This window comes from Streptomyces chrestomyceticus JCM 4735 (assembly GCF_003865135.1).
GTDB classification, from domain to species: domain Bacteria; phylum Actinomycetota; class Actinomycetes; order Streptomycetales; family Streptomycetaceae; genus Streptomyces; species Streptomyces chrestomyceticus.
In genome coordinates, this window is the sequence record NZ_BHZC01000001.1 from 3,955,272 (window position 1) to 3,973,210 (window position 17,939).

The window sequence follows — 17,939 nt, forward strand, 5'->3', positions numbered from 1 at the left end:
CGAGCAGGCAGAATCCAAGGAGTCGTGTCCCAACTGCCCTGCGGTGGCTTGGTCCATCTTGCGCGTTACCGTCCGCATACCGGTGACGCTCTCGTCGAGCTTTTGCGAGATGGAGCCGAGTTCGTGCACATCGACTTTGAAAGTCCCCGGCAAGAGAGCCCTCCCCCTTACTCCTGCGCCCGTCTGCCGTACAGGCGGAGGAGCCTAACAGCGACAAGGACCCGGCGCGGCGGGGAGGACCAACCAATACCATGCCTTAACGGAGGCAGCGGCATGGCTGAGGCCACGGTGCAGCAGTCCCACCTAATTCCGACGAACGTTAAAACGCCACCGAGACATGGCATTGTCGTGTCGGGATCCGGGTGCGGCGGGCTAGGTAGCGAAGAGCGGCTGCGGGGGGCACTCCGGCATCCCCGACGCCCCGACCACCCTCGCCGAGATGCGCTGGATAACCGCCCAGGCGGCAGCCCGCCTCCCGGCACGGGCAGAGTGCGCACCCGCGGACGCCGCGGAGCCCAACGCCACCGCGGCCAAGGCGGCAGCACTCCCGTGCAAGGACACACCGCCGTTCTGTCTCCGTCCAGGGACGCCCAGCGTGACACCAGACCCCGCCTGCGCAGTACGACACTGTGCTGCCGATGCGCAGAAGGCCCACCGCCGCCGCAGCATCGAAGCCGGCACCCGCACCATGCAGGCCAGGATGACACCGGACACCACGGCCGAGGGCCTACACGAGGCCCTCGCCCTGGGCGCCGAAACGGTCCCCCGCACGCGGTCGAACTCCAACCTCCTCAGCCACCACCCCAAGACTCCCGGGCTTCCCCACCCGCGTCTTCCCGGACTGGCTCGCGCATTACGTCGCAGCCCTCGCCCAGGAGACCCAGGCCCCACCCGACCTGGCCGACACCCTGGCTCTCCCGGTGCTCGCGGCAGCAGCCGGCGGACGCTCAGTCATCCGGGTACGGGGAGGCTGGCGAGGCCCTGTGGCCACAACCCGAGAAACCCGAGACCAGGCCTGTGACCACGAGCACCAAGGACACACGCGCCCGGCGCCGCCGCCCGATCAAACAACAGCAGAAAGCCCCAGGCCACCACCGATGACCTGGGGCTTTCCTTCATTGAGCCCCCTGTCGGATTCGAACCGACGACCTACGCTTTACAAGAGCATTCCGGGTGGGAATCGAGCCGGATAAGCATCGGTTCGGAGCGATCCCTAACCCGCCCTCCAGAAGCGGTAGAACACCACCTGGAGGGGCGTTTCTCCAGCTCAGGGGCCTCTCAGCAGATGTCTGGGGAGCCTGCTCTGCCGCAGGCCCTTCATCGGTTTTCCTCATCTTTCCCTGCCTGTCCCCGGCCTTCTGTCCACGTTCTGTCCACGGACAGCCCCCGACCGCCTCTCCTTCTGGGAACCGGCCCGACGCCAGAAAGCGAACAGGGGTTCCCGCAGGTCAGCGCCGCCCTAACATCTGCTGGTCCAACGCTTCACATTCGCGCTCGCCACGCATAACCACGCCCTCACGCTGACATCACCTGGCAGGGGGCGGAGCGGCCGTCGCCCCCGTCTTGGCCGTCCCCGCCGGCCCCAGGCTCTTCTGGTTCTGGGGCCGAGACGACGAGGGTCAGCTTCGGGGCAGTACTGTCCTCCGTCGCGTTGGCTCGCGGTACGAGGGTGACCGGTGCGTTCGCCGCTGCCTGGTCGAACTGCGGCATGAGCGAGGTGTAGGTGTCGGCGGTGAGGGAGTAGTTGCTGTGGCCGAGGAGAGCTTGGATGGCCTTCATGGACAGGCCGGCCGCGAGGCTCAGCGACGCGGCGCAGTGGCGGAGGTCGTGGAGGCGGATCGGAGGAAGACCGAGCCTTTTGACCAGGCGGTCGAAGGCTTGCGAGACGTTGTCCGGGTTGTGGGGGCTTCCGTCCTCGGTGGTGAACACGCGGCCTGAGTTGACGTAGGGGCCGTACTTCTCGGGTTCGGCCAGGTGCTTTGCCTCCCAGGCTTCGCGCTCGGTCCTCTGCGCCTGGCGTACGGCTCGGAGCAGTGCGCGGGTCACGTCGTCCAAGGTGACGGTGCGGCGTCCGCTGCGGCTCTTGGGGGTGTCTTCCCAGACTTCGCTGTAGGTGCGGCCCTTGACCAGTTGCTCGACGACCTTGATCGTTCCGGCTTCCAGGTCTGTTTCTGTCCAGGGGAGGCCGACGGTTTCGCCGCGTCGTGTCGCTCTGAAGACCGCGAGGTGCCACATGGGGTACATGCGGTGCCCGGTTGCGCCGTCGAGGAACTGTCCGGTCTGTTGTGGAGTCCAGACCATGACGGGGCCGGGGATTTCTCCTGTTTCGCGCCAGCGGGCGACACGTTCGTCCGTCCAGACGAGAGCTTCAGGGCGCTCGTACTTGGGGAGGACGACGCCTTTGGTGAAGTTCTCCGTGATCAGCTTTTCGGCGACTGCGGCGTCGAGTGCGGCAGAGAGGGTGTCTTTGAACTTCTTCTGTGTGCCCGGGCCTGTCTCTCTGCGGGGCTTCTGGCGTGCCTCGCGAAGTGCTGCTTTGGCCTCGTCCCATCGCTGGCGCAGGTGTGGTGGGCGGGGCTTGGGCGCGGACTTCCATGCCCGGTGGGCGTCGTCGCATTCGGCTTTGGCCTGCTGCGCTGCGAGCCTGTTGGCTGCCTTGGATTCGTTGAGGGCCCAGATTTCTTCGAACATCTCCTGGACGTGGCGCTTACGCAGTTGGCGCAGGGGGAGGTGGCCGAGGGCGGGTATGAAGATCCGTTCGACGTAGTCCTCGTAGTCCTTGCGGGTGCTGCGTTTGAGGTCGACGCGCTGGCGCAGCCAGCGGCGCAGGTACTGAGCGACCGTCTCCTTGGAGTCGATGTCGACGCCGCCCTGGGCCTCGTCCCAGAGCTTCTGTGCCGCTTCCTTCGCGTCGGTCTGGGTTCGGAAGCCGCTCTTGCGGGGCCGGCGTCGTTCGCCGCGTGGGCCGTCGGGGAGGTTGAGGTAGTAGGCCCAGGAGCCGTGGTCCCGTTTTTTCAGGTCTGGGCAGGCCGAGCCGATCTCGCGGCGCTTGGGTTTGCCGTCGGGCCTGAGCACCGGTCGGCCGGCGTCGTCGAGTACCGGCTCCGTGCACGAGCATCGCTTGTAGGTGGTTCCGTCGAACACGCAGGCTCCTGTTTGAGCTGGGGTTTCCTTGCGTGTCCTGATCTTTCTGTAGCGGAGTTCGGGCTTCCTTGGGTCTCGTATGCTTCCGGTCAGGTGGCGCGGGGATAAAGGATTTGACCACCTATGACCACATCTGCGATTGGTTCTGTTGCGCCTTCCTCTGAGCGTGGGGACATGTCCGTGGAGGAGGTTCTGGCGCTTCCGCTTGCGATCAGCGTGGCGACGGCTGCGCGTGCTTTCAAGATCGGGGCGGACAAGGCGTACCGGCTGATCGAGGAGGGCCGGTTCCCAGCAAAGCTGATTCCGTTGGGCGATACGACGAAGGTGGCGACGGCGTCCGTCTGGGAGGCGCTTGGGCTGCGTTAGCCGACCTTTTGCTGCGGCCTGTTTGCCGAAGAGCCGCCCACCTCCCGCCTTCTTAGGGTCGCTACGCGGCGATTCGCCCGTGCCTTCCATAGCCCCAGGCAACCAAAAAGCCAGGAGTGAGGGAGGTCACTTTTCGATTTCGTGTTCGATCATCATGTTTGACCTGCGTAAATACACAGCGGCGTCAAGTGAACGGAGAGCCCTCCTATGTCAGCCGAGTACATTGGCCTATTAAGGAGCTAAGGGGCCGCTATGGGCAAGGCGGTCGCACTCCCGATGGATGGAGATTCATGGCACGGCTATCGGGTTACGTGCGTCCTGGAGAGCTGCACCAGCAGGAGGCCCAGGGCTTGCGTGAGGGTGCTTCACGACTGCTCTTGAACGAGCCCGTAGGCGCGGTCGTGCGCCAGCTCGCCGACAAGGGTTACACCAACGCGCGCGGGAACCCCTGGGCTGCCGAGGCATTCGTGCGAGCCATCCTCAACCCGCTCATGGCGGGCCTCGACAAGAACGGCGAGCCCATCGAGGACTTCGGGGAAACGGTCCTCACACCGGACGAGCACCAAAGACTGAACGCACTGTTCGCTAAGCGCCGCGGCGAGCAGACTCCGCCTCGCGAACCGTTCGACTACCTGCTCACCAGCGGCTTGTCCGAGTGTGGTCGGTGTGCCTTCCACATGCAGGGGGCTCGGGTGAACGGCGACGCAGACCCCGGCTACCGGTGCCCGCCCCCCAAGGAGGGCCGCGCTTCGTGTGGTGGCGTCCGCATGAACGCCAACCGTCTGGAGGACGCCGTAGCCGAGCAGGTCCTCGCTGATGTTCTGCGCCCGGGAACCCACGAGCGGCTGCTTGAAGTCCAGGAGGACGTCAGGGCCGAAGCAAGACGTCTGCGCGAGCATGTCGACGGGGCCGAGGAGCGGTTCAAGGAACTGGGCGGCCTGTACGGGCGTGGCCTGTTGGTGCGCTCGGCGTTCCTGGCCGCGCAGAAGGCCACCAAGGAGGATCTGCGGCAGGCCCGGGCCCGGCTTCGGTTCCTGGAGCAGATCGCGGACGTGCCGATCTCCGGCGTTACCGATTTCGTCGCGTGGTGGAGGACCGCTCCGCGGGCCTCTCAGCGAGCTCTCATCGCCTTGGAGGTTTCCAAGGTGCGTGTCATGCCGTCAGGTGGTGGGCGGCACGCCGATCCGCACGAGCGGATCGTTATCGACTGGCGTTCCCCCGCCAACTGATCTTCTTTTCGTGCGCCTCGCCGGCTGGGGCGCACCGCTATGCCTGTCGCCCTGCCCAGCAAGTTGGAGCCTGCTTTGTCGTCCCCTTCCCTCATTCCGCTGTCGTCCACCACGTGGGCGTGGATGCACAACAGCACCGCCTGGGGCTACAGCAACTGCGGGCTCGTCGCCTCTGATGGGCAAGCCCTGCTGGTGGACACCCAGTTCACGTTGGCCGGCATGCGTCTGCTGTTGGACGCAGTCGAGGCGGCCGTGCCCGGAGCGGAGATCACTACTGTGGTGAATTCGCACCAGAACGGGGACCACACGTGGGGCAACCAGCTCCTGCCGGACGCCGAGATCATCACGTCGGCTGCGTCGGCCGAGCATGTGTGCAAGGAGATCAGCCCGGAGCAGATGATGCTGCTCGGCCGGGCGGCTCCGACGTCTGCGGTCACCGCGTACGCCGCTGAGCACATCGGCGGGTTCGACTTCAGCGGGATCACCGTGACTGGTGCGACGCGTACGTTCACCGGCACGCTGGAGCTGGAGGTTGGCGGGGCGGCGGTCGAACTCATCGATCTCGGCCCCGCACACAGTGAGGGTGACGTGGCCGTGCATGTCCCCGAGGATGAAGTGGTCTTTACCGGCGATACGTTGTTCATCGGTGCCCACATGATTGTGTGGTCCGATTCCCTCAGCGCGTGCATCGAGGTTTGCGATCGGCTACTGAGTACGGGCGCCACAACGTTCGTACCGGGTCACGGTGAAATCACCGGCCGGGCAGGCGTGGTCACCTTTCGCGACGGCCTCGCCCGTGTCCACGAAGACGCCACTTCCTACGCTTCGAGTGGCGTCGAGTTGTCCGACGCGGCCCGCCTGATCAAGGGGGCTCACGCCGGCGTTCTCGCGCATCCTGAGCGGCTTTTTACTGCTGTTGCCGCTGCGTATAAGGAAGCGGGCGTAGAAGGTGCCCCTTCCACGACGATGGGGCTCGTTGAGGGAATGGCTCAGCTAGCGAGGGAGTAGTCGGGCGACATGATGAACATCATGCGCTGGCTACGGTCGCTGAGCGGTGCGTAGCAGCGGAAGATCACCTCGAATTCTTCTTCACCGCGGTTCGGTAGGTACATCCAACGCCGGTGGCCGTCTGGGTGGGTGACGCTCGTGAGGTCGTCAGTAAGGAGCCGGGCTGCGACCTTGTCGCGCTTCTTGATGTCGGCTACGACTTCGGCGAGCCTGCGGTTCTCCGGCTGGGACTCATGTACGAGGCGGAGTTGGGACGCCATGGGCTTGGCCCAGGACTCTTCCCAGTCGATCAGCTGCAGCCGGGCTTCGGGGTAGGTCAGGCACCAGGTCATGATGTTGATGCCGTACTTGACCCAGGGCCAATTCTGGACGCACAGGTCGTTGTACTTGAGCATGTCCCACGACGCGTCAGATATGTACGCGGGCCAGGGCTGCCCCTGAATTACTGCGGTTGTCGAGGGGTCGATGACTGCGGCCGGGCGGTAGAGGGGCGGCGGCTCTTGCCCCTTTGCGTACACGAACAGGGTGTATCGCTTGGCTTCGTTGAGGTCGAGGATGCGCACGATGCGCTCCAGCCAATCCGTTTTCGGGTTCGCGATGCCGCCGGCTTCCAGGCGCCTGTACCAGCTCTCCGTCACACCAGTGAGCACTGCCATTTCGGCTTGTGTGAGGCCGGGCTTGTTTCGCGGCCCGAACTTGGCGGTGAAGCCGGGGACGAGGTTGGGGTCCATCTTGGCGCGCCACTCTCGGAGAAAATCGCCTACGCGGTGCCTATTGGACATTGGGGCGCTACCCCTCCTTGACGGTAAAAGTATCGGAAAGACGCCGATGAACTTAACGCCCCCTTGACGCTCCTTCGCAAGTGCCTCCATGATCATCTTTTCACCCGCGACCCGCCCAAAATGGGACATTAATCGCCTTTCCCCCGCTTCAACAGTTTGTCAACTACCGCTACATTTCGTACCGGTCACCCTGAGTAGCCGGGAACGTTCAAAAGCGAGCGTTCCGTTTGTGCGAGGGTTGCTGCACCGCAGGAGGTCGTCCGGTCGCCGGGCACCGGCCCCGCGGGCGCTCTGTCACGGCAAACGGCAGAGCTGAGCACCAGAGCACCAACTGAGAGGTACCCATGAGCCGCAGCGTCTTCATCACCGGTGGTAACCGAGGCATCGGACTGGCGATCGCAGAGGCCATGGCCGCCAACGGTGACAGGGTCGCCGTCACCTACCGGTCGGGCGAACCGCCCGCTGGCGTCCTGGGCGTCAAGTGCGACATCACCGACCCGGAACAGGTCGAGGCGGCGTTCCGGCAAATCGAAGAGGCGCACGGCCCGGTCGAGGTGCTGGTGGCCAACGCGGGCATCACCCGCGACACCCTGCTGATGCGCATGTCCGAGGACGACTTCAGCGACGTCATCGGCACCAACCTCACCGCCGCCTACCGCCTGGCCAAGCGCGCCACCCGCGGCATGTTGCGCGCCCGCAAGGGCCGCATGATCTTCATCGGCTCGACCGTCGGCCTGCGCGGCGAAGCGGGCCAGGCGAACTACGCGGCAGCCAAGGCCGGACTGGTCGGATTTTCTCGCTCCATCGCACGTGAGCTGGGCTCGCGGGGAATCACGGCCAACGTGGTCACCCCGGGACTGACCGAGACGGACATGACCGCGGTACTGCCGCAAGAGATCAAGGACAGCATGATCAAGCAGATCCCCGCGGGCAGGGCCGCCCAGTCGGAGGAGATCGCCGCGGCGGTGCGCTTCCTTGCCAGCGATGAGGCGTCGTACATCACCGGGGCCGTCATCCCGGTCGACGGCGGCGCCGGCATGGGCCACTGAGCGGCAGCTCGGCCACATCAGCAGAGCAGCACCTACAGTCACCCGGCGCCGCGCTCGGGCTTGGTGATCGCGGACGGGGGTTGGGCGCGTCAAACGGAGGGGCAGGCGACAAGCGGCCTGACTTGGCGAGGAGTGAAGTGATCGATGAACAGCGCATCTTGGCGCTGTCGAAGCAGCCTCGGAGCGGTCGACCGGGCAGTGAAGAGCGGGGCCTTGCAGCGACTGCTCGTGTCCTGAGTTACCTGCACGGCGAGACGGACAGATTGGCGATGCCGATCCGCTGGAGCGCGGCCCTGTGTGTCACAGCTAGCCAGGTTGATTCGTCTATGCAGGTGAGAGAAGGCGATTCGGCCGAGGTGTGCGGCCAGTGCCCGATCGCCCGCGAGTGTTCTACCGCCCTGGCAGCGGGTGCGCCCGTTGAGGTGCGGCGGTGGCGTGAGCGCGTAGACGGGGGTTAGGCGCTCGCGTCCCGTGGCGCGGTAGAAGGGGAGCCCGTGGGGCGCCGGAAGAAACCGGCGCCTCACGGGCGCTTTGCTTTCCTCAAAGCGGCTGGGCTGGTGCGGTGTTGGCACAGGTCAGAGAACATCTGACTGCGGCTCCGCGAGTAGACACCCCCCTTTAACGTAGTAGAATTTAGCTATTGGTTGAGGGAAGAACTCACCACCTACCTCTTGGAGAAACCCGTGCAGCGCGTCCTGAAGATGAGCCAGGTCCACCGCAATCCCCGCCAGCCCCGCGAGCACTTCGACGAGGCGGCCCTTCAGGAACTCGCCTCCTCTATCGACGAATACGGCCTCATGCAGGCCATCGAGGTCCGCCCCGACAACGAGCGCGGCGGATACGAGATCGTCGCCGGCGAGCGCCGGTGGCGCGCCCACCAGCTGCTCAAGCGCACCAAGATCCGCGCCACCATCACCAGCGAGAAGAGTGAACTCCGTCGCTTCAAGCGGTCGGTCAGCGAGAACGTGAACCGCGAGGACATGACTCCCCTGGAGGAGGCGCGAGCCTTCCAGCGCATCCTGGACGAGGAAGAAGGCGCCACCCCGGAGTCCGTCGCCGCCGACTTCAGCAAGACCACGGCGTACGTCAAGCTCCGCCTGGCCCTGCTGGATCTGCGCGAAGATGTCGCCAAACTCGTGGAGTCCAAGACCATCGGCACCCAAGCAGCAGTGCAGATCGCAGCCCTGAGCCACGCCAACCAGGCCGCCGTACTCGCCAAGTTCAGCCGCGGCGAACTGGCCTCGGACAATGAGATCGTCCACTTTGCCTACGCCATGCGCCAGCAGCAGGAGCAGGCCGTACTGATGATCACCGAGGAGCTGACGGAGGAGCAGCGTACCGAGCGCGCGGCAGTGCAGAAGAAGACCCGTACGGCACTCGACAAGATCGAACAGGTCCGCGCGATGCTGGACGAGATCGGCGCCAGCGACCCGCTGAAGCTCGCGCAGGCCCTGGAGGGCGGCGTCGGGGCACGCCTGGAGCAGTTGGACCGCGTAGCGGAGTCCCTGACGAAGGCGCGCTTCCAGCTCAAGCAGGCCAAGGCGCACTCCGAGGCCAAGGAGTTGGTCCAGGTCAACCCGGAAGCCGTCGCGGAATCGGAGTCGGAGCCGGCAGCAGCCTGACGCGCAGAAGGCGGGGCCGCGAGCCCCGCCTCGCCTCAGAAACCATTCCCGACCGCAAGGTGCCCCCTCCATGTCCGCTCACGCCGAGCGCCCGCAGTGGCAGATGATGACCAAGTCCGACTTCGATGCCCGCCTCCCCAGCACGTGGACACTCGACATACCTACCGGACCGGCGCGTATCGCGGCGGTCCCCGACGCGTCCGGCACCCCCGCTCTTTTCGGAGAGGCCGCGCCTCCCTCGCGGGCCGGACACACACACTCCTGCGAACCGAAGGACACCCAGGGGCAGGAGCCTCTTTTCTGAGTGGGCGCCACCTTCCGTGCCGCCTGCCGCGACCGCCCCGCCCGTTCCAGTGGGGTTGCGGCCGGCGGGAGAGCGTACTGGACACTCCCACCAGGCATAGTAGAACTTACTTACCGAAGAGACGTCAGACACCCGAAGGAACCCCATGCTCGCCACATTCGCGACCGTCGACTGCTACAGCACCCTCGGGTTCACACCCGGCGAATGCGACGAGTGCGAGGGGCGCGCCGTCGTCACCTTCCACCGCGGGCCCCACGAGGAAATCCGCGAGTGCGAGCAGTGCCGAGGCACCGGAGTGCGGCACCCATGCCCCCACTGCTCCGACGGCACCGACCCCGTCACCGAGGACACGTGCGAGACCTGCAACGGCTACGGCTCGCTTCATTAACCTAAAATAGGCCGCTACTTTACGCAGGATGTAACCATGCGAACTGGCGACGCACTCGCCCATCACTCCCTCACCACCGGACAGCGCACCAACGTCACCGCCAGCCCCGGCGGGATTCTGCACCTGAGCGCCACACTGGCCGATGGCGCGATCCAGCACTTCACTCGCAACCCACCAGGCGGCCCGGAAGACTGGCGGGCCGGCCTCCAGGAGGGCCAGCACGGCGCCTGCGCGTTCAACGAACCCGTCTCCGCCACATGGGGGCGCGGCTTGGACCTGATCGCCTCGCGCCACACAGGGGGCACGAAGTGAACGACGTCCGCGCGGACTTCCGCATACGGGCCGGCGTAACCCCGGTCCGCTGGCAGTCGGGCACCCCGCGACCCTTCGGGTACGTGAACGGGCACGCCGAGGACCCCATCACCGGGGAGACGCTGGTCTTGGTGCGCTGGCCCGGCGCGTCGACGGACATCCCCCATCACCCGGACGATCTCGCCCTTCTCGACTGACCACAGGCTCAAATAGGCCGCTGCCTTTGGTCATGTTAGATTCGTGATCGTTGTCAGGCCCGAGGCACGGCCCGCACAACAACCCGACCTCCGGACGGGCAGCGCCCCCCCGCGCCCAGCCCGCCCGGATGGCCCGTCCGATACGGGCCACCCCTCCGGCCGGGGCCCGCTCCTCCGACAGCGGGCCCCGGCCCATCCACGGAGAACCAGATGCCTGCCGATACCACCACCTACGATTCAGACCTGTATGAGGCACTGATCGCCGAGCGATACGGCCGCCCCATGAGCGAGATCCTTCAAGAACACCACCGGGCGCCCCTGCCCGAACTCCTCAAGGAACGCCACCGCCGCCCCGCGCCGACAGCAGCGAACCGTCCGCTGCACAGCCCGACGCCGGACCCGGACGCAGCCCGGCACCGAGCCGACCTCGAAGCGGCCATCGCCCAGCGAGGGACGAAAGCGGCGTGAGCGTCACCGAAGAGCAGTTCCGTCGGCACGTCCGCCAGCTCGCAGCCGCACGCGGCTGGACGCTGGCGTACCACACGCACAACAGCCGCCGCTCCGACGCGGGATGGCCCGACGAGGTCTACGGACATCCCCAGACACGGCGGACATTGTTCGTCGAGCTCAAGACGGACACCGGCCGCATCCGGCCAGCCCAGCGTGAATGGCTCACCCACCTCGCAGCCAGCGGTCTCGAAACCGCGCTGTGGCGCCCCAGGGACCTCAGTCTCATCGTCGCCACCCTCGCCCCCACCGGGCCCCGAGCCCAACTACCCGAATCATGGACAAGGAACACACAGTGACAGCCACCGACCCCACCACGGACACCACGGCGGCACCCGGCACCTGGTGCGACAGCTGTGACAGCTACTTCAACCTGATCACCAACACCTGCCGCTGCAACAATCGCTGACCACCAAGGCGCGCTCCATGGCTGACACCACCTGCATCACCCCCGGCCAGCAGGCCCCGCCCGACCTCGGCGCAGCTCTGGCTGAGATCGCCATGCTCGCCAACGAGCTGTGCGAGCACCTAGCTGACGGCCAATGGCGCGTAGCCGACCGCATCCGGCACCTCGCCGAGACCGTCACCTCACCTACCGACCACCCAGGGGAACGCAAATCCTGATGCACGTACGGTTCGACACCCCGCCCATCCCCCACCGTAGCCAGGAGACCCACGAGACCGCGCAAGCCCTGCGAGGCCGCCCCGGCGACTGGGCCCACATCGACACCCACGACACCATGAACCGGGCCTCCAACCAGGCGCACCGGGTGCGTACGGGCAAGCTCGCCGCCTTCCGGCCCGCAGGCGCCTTCGAGGCCAAGGCGCACGGCACCGAAGACGGAGGGGCCGAGGTCTGGGCCCGCTACGTCGGCCCGCGCACCAGCGGCCATTCACGACAGTTGCCCCATGCACCTGTATGAGATGTACGCTCGTTGGTGAGACCCCGCGGTATCCCCCGTCCGCGGGGTCTCGCTGCGTCCGGGCGCTGTTCGCTTCGTCAGGTGCGCAGGCGGCAGCGACCGGCCGGAGGCGGTAGCGGACGACGAACTCAGCCCTCGGCACCGCCCCACTCTTCCGGCCCGCCGCCCCTCCACTCCACCAGCCGCGGGTCGTCCAGCGGGATCGCGTCGGCGTCCTCCGCTACTCCTGCACGCCGCAAGAACTCCTGCACGTCCCGCCTGTCGTGCGCCAGTCCAGCGATCTCTCCGCGTACGGTGACGCGTCGGCCGCCAGTCGGCGACGGCGGATGCACGATGACAGGTGGTACGGACATAACCTCATCGTGTGGGTGCGCCGTTCACGGTGGACGTAGCAGGGGGCCGGACGGGTTCAGGGTGCAGGTGGATGGTGGTGGCTTCCCGAACCTGGCGAGCCAGCGTTTGCAACGCTGCGGTGAACGCGGCTGAGGTCGCCCCTTGGACGGTCAGGGTCAAGGTACGGCGGGTTGAGCAGCGTATGCCGGGGGTGATCCGTTTGCCGGGGTGGTGGTGGGTCAGCTGGAGCAGCCAACCGGCGCTGGTGCGAAGGGTGCCGAAGTCGTCGCGGTAGACCGGTCCGCCGGCCGTCCGGACGAGGTGGGCCTGGGCGTGGGTGAGGGGCGGGTTGAGGAAGACCGAGCCCGCCTGTCGTGCGTCCGGCCCGGTGTCGGGCAGGCTCAGGCCGCGTCGGCAGCGGTCGGCGAGAACGCCTGCGGCGGCTTCCCCCAGGGGCGGGCGCGCGCCAGGGCGGGTACCGAGGGCGTCAGCGAGGTGGGGGTTGGTGACTGGTGCTGCCCGGTGGGCGCGGGTCAGGTGCAGCGTGAGCTGGAGGATGGTCCAGCGGCCGGGCCGGGTTTTGAAGGTACTGGTGCGGTAGCCGAATGCGCACTGACCGGGCTGGAGTTCGGTGATCGTGCGCTGCTGCCAGTCGTAGACAGTGAGGTGGGCAAGGGTGTCGGATATCTGCTGGCCGTAGGCGCCGGTGTTCTGCACCGGGGCGGCGCCGGCGGTGCCAGGGATGCCGCCAAGGTACTCGACGCCGGACAGGCCCTCGTGGACGCAGTGCGCGACGAGATCGGCCAGCGGTTCTCCTGCCTGCACGGTGACTTCCACGATGTTGTTCCCGTGCCGGCGGAAGGTGATGCCGCGGGTCGCCATGCGCACCGCGGTGCCGGGGTGTCCGGCGTCGTCGGCGAGGGTGTTGCTGCCGCCCCCGAGAATGAACGGCGGGGTGGGAAGGCCGCGTGCAAGGTCGGCCCAGTGGGCGGGATCGGTGTGGGTGAACAGCCGGTCGGCGGGGCCGCCCAGGCGCAAGGTGGTGTGGTCGGCCAGCAGCTCACTCATCGGGGCCCTCCCGGTCAGATGGCGGAGATGGTTTTGAGGGCGAGGGATCGCAAGGGTGCGATGCGGGTGCGGGCGACGCCGTGGTAGACGGCGTTGGTGCAGATGACCAGGTAGCGGCCGGTGTCGGGGGCCAGGTAGAGGCTGGTTCCGGTGAAGCCGTGGTGGTAGGCGGTGCGGCCGCCGTCGGCCAGGACCCAGGACAGGCCGCGGTCGAGGCCCGGCTCGATTGGGGCGTGCGGGACCAGGCTGGCCCGTAGCCAGCCGCCCAGTGCGCCGCCGTCCTGGTAGGCGGTGATCAGGGCGTGGGCATAGGTGGCGAGGTCGCCGGGGGTGGAGAAGACGCCTGCGTGGCCGGCGATGCCGCCCATCAGGGCGGCGTTGTCGTCGTGGGCGGCACCCCAGATCCGGGGGGCGCCGGGCAGGCGCTGTTCGGTCGGGGCGACGTTCTGGGACCGGGTGACGGGGCCATAGCAGGTGCGGTGCATGCCCAGGCCGGTCCACAGTTCGTGGCCGAGCATGTCCAGGGGGGTCTGGTGGAGGTGGGTCAGGGCCAGGCCGAGCAGGATGTAGCCGCGGTTGATGTAGCGGTGCGGTCCGGGGTCGGTCTCCAGTGGTTCGCGCATCAGCAGTTCGTGCAGCGGGGTGTTGGTGTTGCGGTAGTGGTCCAGGCGGGTGGAGGCGCGCAGGCCGGAGGTGTGGGTGAGCAGCTGCCGGATGGTCGGGTTGCCGCTGGGGGCTTCACCGGTCGTCGGCGGCAGGGCGGTGCACACTGGTTCGTCCAGGTTCAGGAGCCCGGCATCGAGGGCTCGGCCGGTCAGGGGCCAGGTGGCGACGACCTTGGTCAGGGAGGCGATGTCGTAGACCGTCTCGGCGGTGGGGGGTGCGTCGCCGCATTCGGGGGCGACGGTGCCGGCCGTCAGGATGCGCTGCTGGCCGTCGGTGGTGCCGCAGATGACGACGCCGCCGGGGCTGGCGCCGTCGTCGACGACGGCGGTCAGGGTCTCGTGCAGGCGGGCGGTGTCGGCGGCGGGGAACGGTACGGGCATCAGGGCGCCTCCGTGGTCAGGGTGATGTCGGCTCCCAGCGTGGCGAGGTTGGCCAGCAGGTGTCCGTAGCCGCGCCGGAGATGGAAAGTTCCCCGGATCGTAGAGGTGAAGTCGGCGGCGAGGGCGGCGATCAGCAGCGCGGTCACCGCACGGATGTCCCCGGCAGCGACCTGCGCCGCTCGCAGGCGCACGGGCCCGCGGACGCGAATTGCCGGGCCGCGGGAGGTGAGGTCGGCGCCGAGGGCGCGCAGTCCCGCACAGTGCGTGTCGCGGCGGGGGTACACCCGCTCGGTGATCAGCGAGGTGCCCCGTGCCTGGGTGAGCAGGGCGGCGAGTTGGGGTGCGGTGTCGGTCGGCACGCCGGGGTGCGGTCCGGTGGCGGCCTGCACGGCGCGCAGGCCGTGGTGGTGCGCGCGCAGGGCGCCGTCCGCGCCGTCGGCGACCTTAAGGCCGGCGGCGGCGAAGACGTCGGTGAGCCCGCGGGGGAGGTCTGCGGTGCTGATGCCGTCGAGGGTGATGCTGCCGCCGGTGGCGGCGGCCATCATGATCATGGTGGCTGCTTCGATGCGGTCACCGGCTACCGCGAACGTCCCTCCGGCGATCCGGTCGCTGCCGGTGACGTGCAGGCCGTCCTGGTCGGCGTGAACGGTGGCGCCGCGCTCGGCGAGGAAGCGGGCGGTCTCGGTGACTTCGGGTTCAACGGACGGGTGGGTGATGCGGCTGGTGCCCGGTGTGCGGGCGGCGAGCAGCAGGGCGGTCACCGTGGCGCCCAGACTGGGGCCGTACGGTGTGGCCACATCGACGGTGAACGGGCGCAGCCCGTGCGGGGCGCGGGCGTGGATGCCGGTGGTGTCGGCGGTGACGCGGGCGCCGGCGGCCTGCATGGCGGCCAGGTGCCGGTCGATCAGGCGTGGGCAGAAGGCGTCGCCGCCCGGGTAGGGGAAGACGACCTGCCCGGCGCGGGCCAGGACGGCGGCGGCCAGGACGGCGGTGGTGCGCACGCGGTGGCCCAGGTCTGCGTCGATGACCGGGCGGACCGTCGTGGCCGGGGTCACGGTGAACCGGCCGATGTCGGCGGTGGTGGCGGCTCCGGTGCGGGAAAGGATCTGGGCGCATACCTGGGTGTCGAGGATGTCCGGCGCGGCGGTCAGGCGAACGGGGGTGTCGGCCAGCAGCGCCGCGGCGTACAGGTGCAGGGCGATGTTCTTGCTGCCCTGGACGGGGATTCGGCCGGTCAGCCGGTGGCCGCCGGTCACGCGCAGGACGGCGGTGTCGTGGGCGGCGCAGACAGGGGTCAGGGGCATCGCGTTCACCGGATCCGGGAGCCGGCGGGCAGGAAGCCGCCGATGTGATCGCGCGGGTAAAGGACCGTACCGGGGCCGATGAGCGTGCCCGGGGCCAGCACGGTTCCGGCGGGCAGGGCTACCTCATCGCCGATGACGGCGCCGAATTTCGTCTGGCCGGTGCCGATCCTCTGCCGGTCGAGGGTGACGATGATTTCGTCCAGGGCCGGTTCGGCGACCGGTCCACGGTCGCACCGCAGTGCGGTGGTGGAGCAAAACGATCCGACGTTGACGCGCCGCCCGACCACCGAGTCGCCGATGAAGCTGGGGTGCTTCATGAACACGTGCCCGATCAGCAGGCTGCGGGTGATCTCCGCGCCGAACCCGATCCGGCAGCCGGGGCCGATGACGCTGTGGTCACGGACGAGAGCCCCGGCGGCGACGATGGCCCCGGCCCCCACCACCACGGGGCCGATGACCTGGGCGCCTGCCTCGATGCGCGCACCCGGCTGCACGGTGACCGGCCCGTGCACCAAGGCGCCGTCTTCGATGTGCCCGCCTCCGCGGGCCAAGGGGTGTGCGGGGTCGGGGGCGTCGAGGAAAGCGGCCAGGGCGGCCTTGATGTCGAAGACGGTGCGGCACTGAGCCAGCAGACCAGCAAGGCCCGGGGGCAGAGCGTCGGTGTCTGTGAAGTACGACGGGGCGAGGCGGGCGTCGGCGGCCGGCCTCGCGGGCGCTGTGGCGGAGAGGGGCTGCACCAATTCCTCCAGGGTTCGAGGGGCGGCCTGCCGGGTGCCGGCCGCCGCACGTCCACGTCACCGCACGGGGGAAGGTGTCGGCAGGGGTGATGCCGGGGGATGCAAACGCTTTTGCATGCGATGCAAAGGGTCTTGCCGCACCGGCTGGGTATCTCTACGGCGACAGCGCGGCTTCGGCTCTCGCAGCGGACGGGTGTGTGATGGCCACTACCTCAGATCCTGCCTCTACAGCCTTCTCACCGGGGGAGTTGGTACGGCGAACGCGCAAGGAGAAGGGATGGACCCTCGCGCGCCTCGGGCGGCTCACCGGATACTCCACGGCTCAGGTATCCCGCTATGAGCGCGGCATCTCCCCCATGACAGATGTGGCCGTGTTGCGGTGCTTCGCCCACACCCTGGGCATCCCTTTGAAGTCCTTCGGTCTCGCCGCTCCCGCGCCTGTGGCCGAGGTACGACACGGCCAGGTAGTCGCACCGATCTCGGCGTACCCCCGCCTTCCCGCCCATACAGTGGGCAGCCCCCGGCAGGAGGATGGTGAAGCAGCAGTGCGGCGACGGCAGTTGCTGGCGAACCTGGCGGTCACGGCCGCCGCAGCCGCTGGCGCCCCGCTCCTGAGCGGCGATACGGCCCCCACCAACGATGCAGTCTTGGGGGACATCCTCGTCAGCCGTCTACGGGATGCGATGCTCGGCCTGGGCCAGCGGCCCCCCGACGTGCGCCCCGAGTCTCTGGACCGGGACCTGTCCCGCGCCCTGACCGACTTCCACACCTGCCAGTACGCCAGCCTCGCCATCCGGCTGCCCCGGCTCATCCAAGCCGGGCACGCGCTGACCACCAGCAGCGACAGCCCCCAGCATCACCTGCTGCTCGCCCACTGCTACACCCTGGCCACCCGCATGTTCATCAAACTCGACGAACAGCAGCTCGGCTGGATGGCCGCCGACCGCGCCCGCCAACTCGCCACCACCGCCAATGACCCACTCGCGGTAGCAGAGGCCGCCCGAAATCTTGCTGTCCTGGCACGTAAAGCCCACTGGCACGATCAGGCGCTCTCCCTCGCCCTGGCCGCCGCCGACGACCCCGCCCTCCGCGCCGCCGGACGGCGGGGCGCTGCTCAGCGCGGCCTGCTCATCCAGTCCGCGGCCTACACCGCCGCCCGCAACGGCGACCGCGACGGCATGCGCGACCTGACCGCCGAAGCCGCGTCCATCGCCGACGGGCTCGGAGGAACCACTTTGCTTCGCGACCACGGCGGCGGCTTCAGCCCCGTCACCGTCCAGCTTCACCTGGTCTCCGCAGAAAATTCCGCCGGCGACCCAGCAGCCGCGCTCGCCGCGGCCCGCGTCCTCTCGCCCAGGGCCCTGCCCAGCGACGAGCGGCGCTCTCGCTACCACACGGACGTTGCCACCGCCCTCGCTCACCGCGGCCGCCGCGACGAATGCGTACGCGCACTCCTGGCCGCCGAACAGCAAGCGCCGGAAGAGACCCACGCGCGCCCCGCTGTGAAGTCGCTCATCTCCGGGCTGCTGGTCTCCGGACGCACCACGCCGGAACTACGTGGTCTCGCCGCACGCTCAGGCGTCCTAGCCTGAACCGACAAGAAGCTGGGACACCACCGCC

Annotated in this window: 21 protein-coding genes and 1 pseudogene; 15 read left to right on the forward strand and 7 right to left on the reverse strand. The window is 68.1% G+C overall.

Annotation, left to right across the window (positions count from 1 at the left end; genetic code table 11):
* Positions 1 to 1,515: 1,515 nt before the first annotated feature.
* Entirely contained in the window at positions 1,516 to 3,144 is a 1,629-nt protein-coding gene (locus tag EJG53_RS16545) for a tyrosine-type recombinase/integrase (protein ID WP_167515117.1), read from the reverse strand.
* A 174-nt stretch (positions 3,145 to 3,318) separates the two neighbouring features.
* On the opposite strand from EJG53_RS16545, the gene EJG53_RS41120 reads away from it, so the two are divergent.
* The 3 genes from EJG53_RS41120 (at position 3,319) to EJG53_RS16555 (ending at position 5,747) form a co-directional block, all read left to right on the forward strand.
* Positions 3,319 to 3,510: a DNA-binding protein gene (locus EJG53_RS41120; protein WP_150249860.1), complete on the forward strand. Its 192-nt coding sequence runs from the start codon at positions 3,319 to 3,321 to the stop codon at positions 3,508 to 3,510.
* 290 nt (positions 3,511 to 3,800) lie between these two features.
* On the forward strand, positions 3,801 to 4,739 hold the full coding sequence (locus EJG53_RS16550; RefSeq protein WP_125045486.1) for a recombinase zinc beta ribbon domain-containing protein: 939 nt from the start codon (positions 3,801 to 3,803) through the stop codon (positions 4,737 to 4,739).
* A gap of 123 nt (positions 4,740 to 4,862) precedes the next feature.
* A complete protein-coding gene (locus EJG53_RS16555; RefSeq protein ID WP_167515118.1) occupies positions 4,863 to 5,747 on the forward strand; it encodes an MBL fold metallo-hydrolase in 885 nt (294 codons plus the stop codon).
* Here the strand turns inward: EJG53_RS16555 and EJG53_RS16560 are convergent.
* Positions 5,729 to 6,658, reverse strand: coding sequence for a helix-turn-helix domain-containing protein (locus tag EJG53_RS16560; protein ID WP_125045488.1), 930 nt, complete (start codon positions 6,656 to 6,658; stop codon positions 5,729 to 5,731). The two genes, EJG53_RS16555 and EJG53_RS16560, sit on opposite strands and share 19 nt — an antisense overlap.
* 215 nt (positions 6,659 to 6,873) lie before the next feature.
* Here EJG53_RS16560 and EJG53_RS16565 point away from each other — a divergent pair, with 215 nt between their 5' ends.
* From EJG53_RS16565 to EJG53_RS16610, 10 genes are all read left to right on the forward strand, one after another.
* On the forward strand, positions 6,874 to 7,578 hold the full coding sequence (locus EJG53_RS16565; protein ID WP_125045489.1) for a beta-ketoacyl-ACP reductase: 705 nt from the start codon (positions 6,874 to 6,876) through the stop codon (positions 7,576 to 7,578).
* Positions 7,579 to 8,222: 644 nt separating this feature from the next.
* Positions 8,223 to 9,200 (forward strand): ParB/RepB/Spo0J family partition protein, encoded by a 978-nt coding sequence (locus EJG53_RS16570; protein ID WP_125045490.1) that lies wholly within the window; start codon positions 8,223 to 8,225, stop codon positions 9,198 to 9,200.
* Positions 9,201 to 9,270: 70 nt separating this feature from the next.
* On the forward strand, positions 9,271 to 9,504 hold the full coding sequence (locus EJG53_RS16575) for a hypothetical protein (RefSeq protein WP_125045491.1): 234 nt from the start codon (positions 9,271 to 9,273) through the stop codon (positions 9,502 to 9,504).
* 145 nt (positions 9,505 to 9,649) lie between these two features.
* Positions 9,650 to 9,892, forward strand: a complete 243-nt coding sequence (locus EJG53_RS16580; RefSeq protein ID WP_125045492.1) for a hypothetical protein — start codon at positions 9,650 to 9,652, stop codon at positions 9,890 to 9,892.
* Positions 9,893 to 9,928: 36 nt separating this feature from the next.
* Entirely contained in the window at positions 9,929 to 10,204 is a 276-nt protein-coding gene (locus EJG53_RS16585) for a hypothetical protein (protein ID WP_125045493.1), read from the forward strand.
* On the forward strand, positions 10,201 to 10,401 hold the full coding sequence (locus EJG53_RS16590; protein ID WP_125045494.1) for a hypothetical protein: 201 nt from the start codon (positions 10,201 to 10,203) through the stop codon (positions 10,399 to 10,401). Before EJG53_RS16585 ends, EJG53_RS16590 begins: the two co-directional genes overlap by 4 nt.
* 210 nt (positions 10,402 to 10,611) lie before the next feature.
* On the forward strand, positions 10,612 to 10,869 hold the full coding sequence (locus EJG53_RS16595) for a hypothetical protein (RefSeq protein ID WP_125045495.1): 258 nt from the start codon (positions 10,612 to 10,614) through the stop codon (positions 10,867 to 10,869).
* The gene (locus tag EJG53_RS16600) at positions 10,866 to 11,207 is read left to right on the forward strand and encodes a VRR-NUC domain-containing protein (protein ID WP_125045496.1); all 342 of its coding nucleotides are present in this window, start codon (positions 10,866 to 10,868) and stop codon (positions 11,205 to 11,207) included. The genes EJG53_RS16595 and EJG53_RS16600 overlap by 4 nt, the downstream gene beginning before the upstream one ends.
* Positions 11,208 to 11,334: 127 nt before the next feature.
* A complete protein-coding gene (locus EJG53_RS16605; protein WP_125045497.1) occupies positions 11,335 to 11,532 on the forward strand; it encodes a hypothetical protein in 198 nt (65 codons plus the stop codon).
* Positions 11,532 to 11,831, forward strand: a complete 300-nt coding sequence (locus EJG53_RS16610) for a hypothetical protein (RefSeq protein WP_125045498.1) — start codon at positions 11,532 to 11,534, stop codon at positions 11,829 to 11,831. Before EJG53_RS16605 ends, EJG53_RS16610 begins: the two co-directional genes overlap by 1 nt.
* Before the next feature lie 128 nt (positions 11,832 to 11,959).
* Here the strand turns inward: EJG53_RS16610 and EJG53_RS16615 are convergent, their stop codons facing one another.
* From EJG53_RS16615 to EJG53_RS16635, 5 genes are read right to left on the reverse strand one after another with little or no spacing between them, the layout of a single operon-like run.
* A complete protein-coding gene (locus tag EJG53_RS16615; RefSeq protein ID WP_125045499.1) occupies positions 11,960 to 12,184 on the reverse strand; it encodes a hypothetical protein in 225 nt (74 codons plus the stop codon).
* 4 nt (positions 12,185 to 12,188) lie between these two features.
* Complete coding sequence (locus tag EJG53_RS16620) at positions 12,189 to 13,232, reverse strand: UDP-N-acetylmuramate dehydrogenase (RefSeq protein ID WP_125045500.1); 1,044 nt, start codon at positions 13,230 to 13,232, stop codon at positions 12,189 to 12,191.
* A 14-nt stretch (positions 13,233 to 13,246) separates the two neighbouring features.
* Entirely contained in the window at positions 13,247 to 14,278 is a 1,032-nt protein-coding gene (locus tag EJG53_RS16625) for a serine hydrolase domain-containing protein (protein ID WP_125045501.1), read from the reverse strand.
* Positions 14,278 to 15,582: a UDP-N-acetylglucosamine 1-carboxyvinyltransferase gene (locus EJG53_RS16630; protein WP_125045502.1), complete on the reverse strand. Its 1,305-nt coding sequence runs from the start codon at positions 15,580 to 15,582 to the stop codon at positions 14,278 to 14,280. Before EJG53_RS16630 ends, EJG53_RS16625 begins: the two co-directional genes overlap by 1 nt.
* Positions 15,583 to 15,587: 5 nt before the next feature.
* On the reverse strand, positions 15,588 to 16,322 hold the full coding sequence (locus tag EJG53_RS16635) for an LbetaH domain-containing protein (RefSeq protein ID WP_167515120.1): 735 nt from the start codon (positions 16,320 to 16,322) through the stop codon (positions 15,588 to 15,590).
* Positions 16,323 to 16,519: 197 nt separating this feature from the next.
* Here EJG53_RS16635 and EJG53_RS42500 point away from each other — a divergent pair.
* A pseudogene (locus tag EJG53_RS42500) lies at positions 16,520 to 16,717 on the forward strand (helix-turn-helix domain-containing protein); the annotation flags it as partial.
* A 249-nt stretch (positions 16,718 to 16,966) separates the two neighbouring features.
* A complete protein-coding gene (locus EJG53_RS16640; protein WP_244955637.1) occupies positions 16,967 to 17,911 on the forward strand; it encodes an XRE family transcriptional regulator in 945 nt (314 codons plus the stop codon).
* Positions 17,912 to 17,939: the final 28 nt, after the last annotated feature.